Here is a 9,872-nt window from a genome sequence, read left to right as displayed (position 1 = left end):
CCGTCTCGAAGTTTCCGGCGCCCATCTCCGCGGCGAGCTTCTTGCGCCCGGTCGGGTTGATGCGCTCGCCGATCACGCAGAAAGGCTGGTCGAAGCCGATCACGACTTCCTTCTTTGCCGAGGCAACGATGGTGCGGGTCATTCAATGTCCTCCTGGGATATGAACGGCGTCATATCGCTGGTTTATGGTCTCGATTCCGGCCGTGAGGTTGGACCGTGCAGGCGCTGGTTCGATCGTCATTCTGCCGATGCCTCGCTTGCATCCTTCACCATATCCACGGGTCTCTCGTTCGGATTGTCATGCAGAATGTGGTCGAGCCGTTCGGCGACCAGCGCATCGTCGAGACCGGGCTCTCGCTTCCACGGCCTGCGGCCTTTCAAGACACCGGAATCGTGCACGATTTCGGCCACGAACTCTTCCTGCCGGTAGGCCATGACGTGAATGCCGGAAACGCCCTCGATTTCTTTCACTTCATTGATGATGTCGATGCACAGGCGCTTGCCTTCCTCTTTCTGCTTCTCCGCTCCTTCGAGCCGTGTGATGATCGAATCTGGAATGTGGACCCCAGGCACGTTGGAACGGATCCAGCGCGCGGTCTTTGCGGAGGCGAGCGGGCCGACGCTCACGAGAATGAAGCATTTTTCGTCGAGGCCCATGTCGCGCACCCGTTTCATATAATCCTTGAGCATCGGCACATCGTAGCAATACTGGCTTTGCACGAATTGCGCGCCGGCGACGATCTTTTTGGCAAGCCGGTGCGGGCGGAAATCGTGAGGAGGGGCGAAGGGGTTGATGGCGGCGCCGAGAAACACCGCCGGCGGCGTGGTGAGCTTGCGCCCCGACAGGAATTTTTCTTCGTCGCGCATCGTGCGCACGGTTTCCAGAAGCGACATGCAATCGAGATCGAAAACCGGTTTTGCGCCCGGCTGATCGCCGGCCTGCACGCCGTCGCCCGTCAGGCACATGATGTTGCCCACCCCCATCGCCGCCGCACCCAGCACGTCACCCTGAATGGCGATCCGGTTGCGATCGCGGCAGGCGATCTGCATGATCGTGGCATAGCCCATGCGTGTCAGCAGCGCGCATATTCCCATGGACGACATGTGACAATTGGCGCCCGAAGCGTCGACCGCGTTGATGCCGTCCACCCAGCCGTCGAAAATGGCCGCCCGTTCGTAAACGTCCTGGGCGTTGGCGCTGTCGGGCGGATTCAGTTCCGCCGTTACCGCGAATTCGCCGCGCCGCAAGACACGTTCGAGACGGCCACGCGAAACGTGACCGGGCAGGGATTCCAGCGGCAGGTCGACACCGTCGGGGTTCTCGTCGATCTGCGGCGGACGTCTGGTCATGCGGCGTTGCTCCGGGCGTTGTTGCGTTCGCGCGCGGCCCGTGCCGTTACCCGCAACCAGGCGGAGCTCTCTCTGAGCGACTGGTCGACAGGTTTTTGCACCTCGAAGATCGCGTCTCTGTGCCGCATCGCCTGCGCGCCTTCCCACGCCTTAACCCATACACAGGGCATGTCCGGTTCAACCTCGCAATTGCCGTTGGCGCGCACACCCCCGCAGGGGCCGTTGCGCAATTGCTTGGGACAGTTCATCGGGCACGACATACCGGTGGAAGAAAGGATGCACTGGCCGCACATGCGGCAATCGAACATCATGCCTTTCACGTGGCGTTCCACGAATTTGACCGGCTTTTCCGCCCGCGCGTAGCCGACGGCGTTCCAGAATGGGTGAAGCGTCAGGAAAAAGCTTGAGAACCGTGCATAGACCCATTCGAGAAGCCGCGCGTGGCGCACCGACCAGCGCCGCATCGTGTAGCGCCGCTGAACCCGGCGATCGGGGGAAACGTCGGCCGGCTTGTAGGCAAGCTGGTCGCGCGCCTTCTTCACCAGCGTCGCCTGAGTGACGGTGACTGCCTTTGCATTGCTAGGTTCCGTCATGGCCATCCGCCTTGACCAGCGCGACAAGGCGTTGCTTGTCATAGTCGCGCTCGATCGCTTCCAGCTCTTTGTCGGCTTCGGCCTCCAGGTCATCGCCAACGGCGACGGGATCGCCGCGCCGCCATTCTGCGAGATAGGCGTCCGTATCGCGTGCGCCCACGCGCATCGCGCACATGTCGATTGCCTCGGTGAAGCGCAGGGGCAGTTCGCGCTTGGCGGCCTGCCGTCCTTTCTTGACGATCACCTGGGCGGGAATGTCCCGCCAGTATACGACAATGAGCTGGGCCATAAGCGCCTGTTCCTTCCTCGATTTTCAGAATTGCCGCATTGCTGCGCGCCCGCTTGCTGCAAGGCGACGCGCGTGCATTCAAATGCGACGTGAACGGAGGAGAGGGACGGCTTGTGGCTTCAGTGCATGACAGCGCCGGCCATCATGCTGGCGCCCACCACCACGCCGACGATCACCAGCAAGGAGAGCACGCCGCAGGCAATGGCGATGCCGAGCAGGACGCCGTCCCGCTCGGAAAGTGCCAGCCCGACGAGCGCGCAGGAAAATGCCGGAAACCAGTTGCCGAGTGGAATGGGTAGCGTGACGGCAATGGACAGGATCAAGGCGGCAAGCCCGATAATCCGGTCCGCATGATCGCGTGCAAACGGCCAGTAGCGTGGCTTGATGAGCCGTTCGATCCAGATCAGCCGGGGGATGAGCCGTTCGCTCATATGGCGGAACTTGTCGGCGCCGATCGCCTTGTTGAGCAGGAAACCTGGCAGCCAGACCGTTCTGTTTCCCATAACCATCTGCAGGGCGATAAGCACGAGCGGCGGCCCCAGGACGAGCGTGCTGCCGGGCGGGAAGGGGAGAAGATTGAGACTGGCAAAAAAGACCAGGAGCGTCGCAAAGCTGCGGTCGCCAAGCGCCTGGCGAATTTCTCCGATGGTCACCCGGTCTTCGGCATGTCGCGCCAGGTCGCGGAAAATACGCGAGAGCCGGCGCGGCGGCAGGTGAGCCGGCGGTGCGCCCAACACCGTGTCCAAGTCCGTTCCCTCCGCCTTCATTGCGCTCTTTTTGCCAGCCGTTCGAATCTCGACCGGGGTGGCGTACAGTTTTGTCCTGATGGCGTTAAGCCTTCATGACAGAAGCCGCAAGCATCCGACAACGTCTCAGGTGTCATCGGGGACGTTGAAATTCCAGGATATCGAGCACGGATTCCCGCTGCGGCGCGGGGAATTCCACGCGCCAGCCATCGTCTCTGTCACGGAAAACGTACCCCACCTGATCGCTTTCCCGGCCTGCGCCGTAGCGCGGCGCCTCGTCGCCGTTCACGAAATAGCTGCCCAGATAGATCAATCGCGAATCGCTGTCGGTGAAGAAGCGCCCTTGTGTGCGCTGCGAGCCGGTGCGCTTCTCGAGGAACCAGCCGGATCCATCGTCGCTGACAGAGCATTCGAACCAGTCATAGACGACCAGTGGTGCCGGACCGCCCAATTTTATGGTTCGGCATTGCCATTGCCCGGAAAGGTCGAAGTCCCCGAATGTCATTTTGGGTCGCTCGTCGATCTCGTCGAGAAGCGCAATGTCCGCTTCCGTGCCGCCGGATTCGGCCTGTTCGAAGGCTTCGGTGCGCATCCGCTCGTAAGCGTCAAGGCGTGCGGCATCGCGATAGGTGATGTCCAGCATCACCGTGTCCTTCTCGATGCCTGCTCGCTCCATATCGAGTTTCTGTTGAACCAGCGATTGTGCGTTAGCCGCACCCGCAGCGAGGCCAAGCGCCAGAAATGTCACGATAAAGCGGTGCATGAAAGAATCTCCGAAATGCTCCTGAGGAAAGCACCGCCAATGTAACCATTTCATGGCGCTTTCCGAAGGGTCAGCGATTCTGTGCAGCCTTGGCCAGCGCATCCGTCAGGTCGCCATAGCCGGTCTGCCGCTTTTCGTAAGCGAGCCCGAGCAGGCGGGCGGCATCCCGCGCCACGGTTTCGAGTTGCGGATCGACCGTCTGTGCCAGATAAACCAGCTTCTGATAATTGCCGAAGAAATCCTGGATCAACTCCGGATGTCGGTCGAGGCCCAGAGGCTTCATGAAGAAGGCATCGAACTGGCGGCAAAGAAAATCGGTCATATAGAAAGAGAGCATGTCGTCTTCGGCCACGCGTTCGAATGCGGAGAGCCCCTGGTAGAAGGCGAAGCAGTGGGGCCCCTCGATCCGCTCCACGCCGTGTTTCTCGCAGACCCGGTCGAGAGCTCCGCCGCTACCGCAATCGGCATAGCCGACGAAGATGTTGCGATAGCCCTGCGCGCGCGCGTTCGAGATCGCAATGTCCATGGCCGGCGCGATGCGGTCGGGCCGGTAATGGAAATCGGCAGGAAGACAGGTCAGCTCGAGATGTGCAAAACCCTGCGTTTCGCGCACGGCTAGAACCTCGCGCGCGATCATTCCGCAGGCAATGACAAGAACTTTCTCGGGGACGAGAACTTTTTGCGGCTTCATGCGTTCATGCATCGTAACGGCCCCGTTTGTGCGGGCGGTCTATCTGTGAGGGAGACAAACCATGAGACTTTCCGTTCTTTCCCGTCTGGCGATCCTCGTTCTCGTTGCCGGTTCGGCTGCCGGTTGCGCAAACACGATCCGCGGCGTTGGCCAGGATACTGCAAATGCGGTCGACGCCACACAGAGTGCCGGACGCGACATTTCGCGCTCCACCTATTAACCCGCCCGCCGCTCCTGGGTTTTGGCCACGATCAGGCGCTCGCCGTTAAATTGTGCTTGCGCTTGATCAGTTCCTTGGCCGTTTCAACCGTCACGGCGGCGTCGCGACAATAAGCGTCGGCGCCGACGGCCTTGCCGAATTCCTCGTTGAGCGGTGCCCCGCCAACGAGGACGATATAGTCTTCTCGAATGCCCTTTTCCTTCATCGTGTCGATCACGACCTTCATATAGGGCATGGTTGTCGTCAGCAGTGCCGACATGCCGACAATGTCGGGCTGATGTTCTTCTATCGCTTCCAGGTAATTCTCCACTGGATTGTTGATGCCGATGTCGATCACATCGAAGCCGGCGCCTTCCATCATCATGCCGACCAGGTTTTTGCCAATGTCATGGATGTCGCCCTTCACGGTACCGATGACCATTTTGCCTTGTTTGGGAGCGCCGGTTTCGGCCAGAAGCGGTCGCAGGATCGACATTCCGGCCTTCATCGCATTGGCCGACAAAAGTACTTCCGGAACGAACAGGATACCGTCGCGGAAATCCTCGCCGACGATCCGCATGCCCTCGACCAAAGCTTCCGTCAGGACCTCATAGGGCTGCCAACCGCGCTTCAAAAGGATGTGCGTGCCTTCCTCGATTTCCTCCTTGAGCCCGTCATAGAGATCGTCGTGCATCTGCTGCACGAGTTCATCGTCCGGAAGCTCCGAGAGTATGATTTCGTCGTCGGACATGCTCTGGCTCCTGCTGCTCACGACACGCGGGCAGGGCACCCCGAACCGCGCTAATGGTTGGCCGCAATCATGCGATGTCACCAGAATAAGGCGCGAATTCGCCGTTTACATAGCTGATTTGCGACTCGCGACGTCAGGAAAGCGACGGTTAGAGCGATGCCGGCGAGAGGCTTTGCGCCCGGTTTGAATAGGCTTGTCTTCACAATGGATACAAAACCGAACGTCTTGCTTAACAAGTTGTTAATCCGATTGAGGTTCAATCATGCCTTGTAAGAGGGGGCTTGTCTGCTTACCCATGAGGAGCAGGGTCATGCGTAGAACCTCTTTAACCGCATTTTTTCTCGCAATCGTTTTTACTTCCCCCGCCGCTGCCATTACCGACACCGTGATTTTCAACGGCAATGTCTTGTCGACCTGCCTGATAACGCTTGGGACGCCGGGAATTCTTGCCTCCAATGGCGATTTTTCCGTCCTGTCGTCGACGGAAGCCGGAGGAGCTTCAGGCTCCGCGACGATTCTGACCACCGGCACGAGTTTCAGCGTTTCGACCTCCACGCCTGCCGCATTCATTGCCGCGCCGACGGGCGGAGACGACAACGTCACATTCGCCTCCAGCTACAGCGCGTCGGGCGTCACGACGCTTCTCGACGTCGTCGGTTCGGTTACTTCCCCGCTCGGACTGGGGTTGACCAATGTCGATGTGGACATGAGCGCGACGAAATCGACCGGCACGTTTCCCGCCGGCTCGTACACGGCTGAGGTCACTCTGACCTGTGAATAATAGCTGTGCTTGGAGAAAACTCCTATGGGCAGCCGCTTTCACTGCCGGTTGCGGCACGAGCGCTGCCCAGTCCCTCACGCCGATGCGCGGTGAAATAACAAGTTTCGGCGATACGTTCACGGTGCGGGTGTCCCCTTACAACCCCTATCCGCACAGGATCCGGATGGCGGTCAAGGCTTACGATCGGGATTTCCGGCCAATAGCAGCGGAGGTATTTCCCTCGGAGACAATGATGGGCAGCAGAACCTCGCGGTCCGTTCTTGTTTCGATCGGGTTCGGCAGCAAAAACGTAAGGCGGGTCAGGATTTGCGCGGAAAGCGTTCCTTTTCCTGGCCGGCAGACAAAGATTAAGGCTCAAGTATGCGGACGTTTCATAGCTTATCGTATCGATTGATGGGGGCCTGCGTTTTTTTGTTTCTGAGTGTTTCCATAGTGTACGGAGACAGCGACCAGTACGTCATCAATCAGAACCAGACGGGTGTGACGCTTCCCGGCGTCGTCATGCCGAACGGGTTTGATGAAATCAGAGCTGCCGACGGTACCACGTGTCGCGCATCCATGGCTGGATCCGGGGCCTATCTCGACTCAGGCGTGATCGGCGACAACAGTTCGCATCGCATTTCCGCTTACGGGCGGCTCGTTGTTCCCCTTGGAAAAAAGCCGACCCGGCTGGATTGCGACAAACTGTATCAGCTCGAGCTCAAGCGCCTTGAACTCGAAGTCGAGCTCATGCGGCGTGGGCTCGATCCACGCATGCGTTCCAACGCTTCGGGTGACTGGGCGAGCGATGCGTCATGGAGCAACGAAGGCAGGCGCTGAGTGCGCCTGCCGGATAGACCAACGCACCTCCATTTTGGCAGAAACCGAAAACAAGCGGTATTGATTCATGCCTGTTCCGGGTTTGAATCTGTGACGTCCGACAAGTCGGGAGATTGGGGCTCCGCTGGATTCTTATCAGCGGTCCGGCAGGCGACGAACCCTCCTGTTCTCTGCAATAACTGTTTGCAACAGGTATCTCTTTTTTGTTGACGGAGGTACTTCGCGTATCTACATGGCGCCCTGATTTTCAACCTAGGGTTTTGTCATGAAGTATATCTACTCTTGTGTTTTGTTGCTGCTTGGTTCGAGCCAGTCCCTTGGAGCCCAGTCAGATCTTCCTTTTCGCGCCAATCTGGAGGAGAGCTGCACCATCGAAATCCGGTCAGACGGGTTACTCGTGCGGGATGGCCTGGATGTTCTGGACTCTGAAGCAGCCGGCGGCAGTGCTGGTGTGGCTACAATTTATACGACAGGTGCGGGATTTCAGGCGTCGCTCAAAGCGCCCGAGACTTTCACAACAGCACCGACTGGCACGGGCGCCGCTACGTTCAGGGCCACCTACAGCTCGACGGGCGCCACAAGCACGGCAAAGGTGCCGGGGGCGACATTAACCTCCCTGGGAGTTGGTGCGAGCAACCTTTCGGTTGATCTGCGCGCGGTAGCGGATAATGCAATCTTTCAAAAGGGCGCATATGAAGCCTTTGTTACAGTGACCTGTGAATAGGTGCACGATGCGTAAACTGACCCTGGCGGCTTTGGTCGCCGTCTGTGCCGCAGCAACGCCCGCATCGTCGCAATCCATGTCGCCGATGCGGGGGGTTGTTCGCAGTTTCACTGACAGTTTTGCTGTGCGGGTTCACCCCCGAAATCCGTACAAACATCGCATAGGCGTGATCATTCGCGCTTATGACGCGGATTTCAGGCCGATCGACGCAAGCATATCGCCATCGGACTTTTCGCTCGGTGCTGGCGACTCCCGGTCAGTGCTGGTCGTCCTCAATTTTGACGGAGCGCGCGAGCGACGGGTGCGCATTTGCACCGAGAGTGCTCCCTTTCCCGGCAAGGGCGTTGGCATGAAAGCCCAGATCTGCGGAAAATTCATCGCGTATCGCTTGTGATCGACGTGGTGCCATCGGCTATTCTTGCAAAGGAATGTGGTGGCAGAACGCTGCGATGGTGTCGCTGCCAGTCTCATCAGAACGCCAGTTGCGACACTATCTGCCGCTTGCGGGACGGAGCTTGTTGTTGCAAACGCTAGGCTCGTAGCGAGTCTTGCTTGATGACCCTAGCGTGGAGTTTTCGCCATGACGATGATGGCCGGTGACGACGAAACGGACGATCGGCCGCGCCGGGGACGGTCCGGGCGCGGCGAGCGTGGCGGCGCGGCCGCCCGTAGGGCGGCGCGCGCAGGCGCTGGGCCGGGGCTGCAACTGACCTATATCCGCCGTGTGCTCAAACCGTTCGAGGTTCTGGACGACGAAGCGCTGGCGCTGATCGAGGCGAATGCCGATACCGTGCTGGAAGAAATCGGCATCGAGTTTCGCGACGACCCGGAAGCGCTCACCCTTTGGAAGGAAGCAGGCGCCGATGTGCGGGGCGACCGTGTGCATTTTCCAAGGGGATTGTGCCGGCAGCTTTTGAAGACGGCGCCCTCGGTGTTTACACAGCATGCGCGCAATCCCGAGCGGTCGGTGGAGATCGGCGGCAACGCGACGGTCTTCGCGCCCGTCTACGGGCCGCCCTTCGTGCGCGATCTCGACGGGACGCGCCGCTATGCGACCATCGAGGATTTCCGCAATTTCGTGAAACTCGCCTATATGGCGCCGTCAATTCATCACTCGGGTGGCACCGTCTGCGAACCGGTCGACGTTCCGGTCAACAAACGCCATCTCGATATGGTGTTCTCGCACATGCGCTATTCCGACAAGCCCTTTATGGGCTCGGTCACAGCGCCAGACCGGGCCGAGGACACGGTGTCGATGGCGAGAATTCTGTTCGGCGAGGAATTCGTCGACCAGAACACCGTGGTCGTCAATCTGATCAACGCCAATTCGCCCATGGTTTTCGACGAGACCATGCTCGGCGCGGCGAAGGTCTATGCACGCGCCAATCAGGCGTGCATCGTCACTCCCTTTATTCTTGCCGGTGCCATGAGCCCGGTCACGGTGATCGGCACGCTGACGCAAGTGCTGGCTGAAGTCATGGCTGGCGCGGCCTTCACGCAACTCGTGCGGCCCGGTGCGCCGGTTCTGTTCGGCACTTTCGCCTCGTCGATCTCCATGCAGTCGGGGGCGCCGACCTTCGGCACACCCGAACCGTCGCTCGTGTCCTACGGGGCGGCTCAACTGGCCCGGCGCCTCGGATTGCCGTTCCGCACCGGCGGATCGCTGACGGGATCGAAGATTCCCGACGCGCAGGCCGCCTATGAAAGCGCAAACACGCTGAACTCGACAGTGCTGGCCGGAACCAATTTCGTGTTGCATTCGGCTGGCTGGCTGGAAGGTGGGTTGGTGTCCTCCTATGAAAAATTCATGATGGATATCGATCAGCTCGGCATGCAGCAGCGGACATGCGAGCCCTTGGACGTTTCGGAAAACGGGCAGGCGATGGATGCCATCCGCGAGGTGGGGCCGGGAAGCCATTACCTCGGCTGCGCCCACACCCAGGCCAATTTCCAGACGGCCTTCTACCGCTCGTCCATTGCCGACAACAATTCCTACGAACAATGGGCGGCGGAAGGCGAGAAAACGGCAGCCCAACGCGCCAACCAGCTCGCCCGAAACTGGCTTGAAACCTATCAGGCCCCGCCACTCGATCCGGGGATCGAGGAGGGGCTTGTGGATTTCATTGCAAGACGCAAGGAATCGATGCCCGATGCCTTTGCCTGAAG

At 59.7% G+C, this 9,872-nt stretch carries 12 protein-coding genes and 1 pseudogene; 5 read left to right on the top strand and 8 right to left on the bottom strand.

Annotated features, from left to right (window positions below; genetic code table 11):
* The 7 genes and pseudogenes from QZ638_RS19715 to QZ638_RS19685 all read right to left on the bottom strand — a co-directional run.
* Positions 1-142: pseudogene (locus QZ638_RS19715) on the bottom strand (methyltetrahydrofolate cobalamin methyltransferase); the annotation flags it as partial.
* 95 nt (positions 143-237) lie between these two features.
* Positions 238-1,350, bottom strand: coding sequence for a methylenetetrahydrofolate reductase (locus QZ638_RS19710; RefSeq protein WP_295813604.1), 1,113 nt, complete (start codon positions 1,348-1,350; stop codon positions 238-240).
* Positions 1,347-1,949, bottom strand: coding sequence for a methylenetetrahydrofolate reductase C-terminal domain-containing protein (locus QZ638_RS19705; protein WP_295813603.1), 603 nt, complete (start codon positions 1,947-1,949; stop codon positions 1,347-1,349). The genes QZ638_RS19710 and QZ638_RS19705 overlap by 4 nt, the downstream gene beginning before the upstream one ends.
* Entirely contained in the window at positions 1,930-2,232 is a 303-nt protein-coding gene (locus QZ638_RS19700) for a virulence factor (RefSeq protein WP_295813602.1), read from the bottom strand. The genes QZ638_RS19705 and QZ638_RS19700 overlap by 20 nt, the downstream gene beginning before the upstream one ends.
* A gap of 119 nt (positions 2,233-2,351) precedes the next feature.
* Positions 2,352-2,969 (bottom strand): exopolysaccharide biosynthesis protein, encoded by a 618-nt coding sequence (locus QZ638_RS19695; protein ID WP_295813605.1) that lies wholly within the window; start codon positions 2,967-2,969, stop codon positions 2,352-2,354.
* A 142-nt stretch (positions 2,970-3,111) separates the two neighbouring features.
* A complete protein-coding gene (locus QZ638_RS19690) occupies positions 3,112-3,741 on the bottom strand; it encodes a DUF4893 domain-containing protein (protein ID WP_295813601.1) in 630 nt (209 codons plus the stop codon).
* Positions 3,742-3,811: 70 nt separating this feature from the next.
* Positions 3,812-4,432, bottom strand: a complete 621-nt coding sequence (locus QZ638_RS19685) for a DUF1638 domain-containing protein (protein WP_295813600.1) — start codon at positions 4,430-4,432, stop codon at positions 3,812-3,814.
* Between the two features lie 61 nt (positions 4,433-4,493).
* Between QZ638_RS19685 and QZ638_RS19680 the strand changes: the two genes are divergently transcribed.
* On the top strand, positions 4,494-4,652 hold the full coding sequence (locus QZ638_RS19680) for an entericidin (RefSeq protein ID WP_295813599.1): 159 nt from the start codon (positions 4,494-4,496) through the stop codon (positions 4,650-4,652).
* Between the two features lie 31 nt (positions 4,653-4,683).
* Here the strand turns inward: QZ638_RS19680 and QZ638_RS19675 are convergent, their stop codons facing one another.
* Positions 4,684-5,382, bottom strand: coding sequence for a B12-binding domain-containing protein (locus tag QZ638_RS19675; RefSeq protein WP_295813598.1), 699 nt, complete (start codon positions 5,380-5,382; stop codon positions 4,684-4,686).
* Positions 5,383-5,692: 310 nt separating this feature from the next.
* Between QZ638_RS19675 and QZ638_RS19670 the strand changes: the two genes are divergently transcribed.
* The 4 genes from QZ638_RS19670 (at position 5,693) to QZ638_RS19645 (ending at position 9,870) form a co-directional block, all read left to right on the top strand.
* On the top strand, positions 5,693-6,163 hold the full coding sequence (locus QZ638_RS19670) for a hypothetical protein (protein WP_295813597.1): 471 nt from the start codon (positions 5,693-5,695) through the stop codon (positions 6,161-6,163).
* A gap of 432 nt (positions 6,164-6,595) precedes the next feature.
* Complete coding sequence (locus QZ638_RS19660) at positions 6,596-6,982, top strand: hypothetical protein (RefSeq protein WP_295813595.1); 387 nt, start codon at positions 6,596-6,598, stop codon at positions 6,980-6,982.
* A 265-nt stretch (positions 6,983-7,247) separates the two neighbouring features.
* Entirely contained in the window at positions 7,248-7,706 is a 459-nt protein-coding gene (locus QZ638_RS19655) for a hypothetical protein (protein ID WP_295813594.1), read from the top strand.
* A 580-nt stretch (positions 7,707-8,286) separates the two neighbouring features.
* Entirely contained in the window at positions 8,287-9,870 is a 1,584-nt protein-coding gene (locus QZ638_RS19645; RefSeq protein WP_295813592.1) for a trimethylamine methyltransferase family protein, read from the top strand.
* Positions 9,871-9,872 lie beyond the last annotated feature (2 nt).

The sequence above is a fragment of the uncultured Nitratireductor sp. genome (assembly GCF_913053745.1).
In the GTDB taxonomy this organism is placed as follows: Bacteria; Pseudomonadota; Alphaproteobacteria; order Rhizobiales; family Rhizobiaceae; genus Nitratireductor.
Note: the sequence above shows the minus strand (reverse complement) of the source record. Positions and strands in the feature narration are given on the sequence as shown.

Excerpts from the sequence above, each read along its gene's own strand:
- QZ638_RS19710 (WP_295813604.1), bottom strand. The coding sequence starts at position 1,350 with ATGACCAGACGTCCGCCGCAGATCGACGAGAACCCCGACGGTGTCGAC.
- QZ638_RS19705 (WP_295813603.1), bottom strand. The coding sequence starts at position 1,949 with ATGGCCATGACGGAACCTAGCAATGCAAAGGCAGTCACCGTCACTCAG.
- QZ638_RS19700 (WP_295813602.1), bottom strand. The coding sequence starts at position 2,232 with ATGGCCCAGCTCATTGTCGTATACTGGCGGGACATTCCCGCCCAGGTG.
- QZ638_RS19690 (WP_295813601.1), bottom strand. The coding sequence starts at position 3,741 with ATGCACCGCTTTATCGTGACATTTCTGGCGCTTGGCCTCGCTGCGGGT.
- QZ638_RS19685 (WP_295813600.1), bottom strand. The coding sequence starts at position 4,432 with ATGAAGCCGCAAAAAGTTCTCGTCCCCGAGAAAGTTCTTGTCATTGCC.
- QZ638_RS19680 (WP_295813599.1), top strand. The coding sequence starts at position 4,494 with ATGAGACTTTCCGTTCTTTCCCGTCTGGCGATCCTCGTTCTCGTTGCC.
- QZ638_RS19675 (WP_295813598.1), bottom strand. The coding sequence starts at position 5,382 with ATGTCCGACGACGAAATCATACTCTCGGAGCTTCCGGACGATGAACTC.
- QZ638_RS19670 (WP_295813597.1), top strand. The coding sequence starts at position 5,693 with ATGCGTAGAACCTCTTTAACCGCATTTTTTCTCGCAATCGTTTTTACT.
- QZ638_RS19655 (WP_295813594.1), top strand. The coding sequence starts at position 7,248 with ATGAAGTATATCTACTCTTGTGTTTTGTTGCTGCTTGGTTCGAGCCAG.
- QZ638_RS19645 (WP_295813592.1), top strand. The coding sequence starts at position 8,287 with ATGACGATGATGGCCGGTGACGACGAAACGGACGATCGGCCGCGCCGG.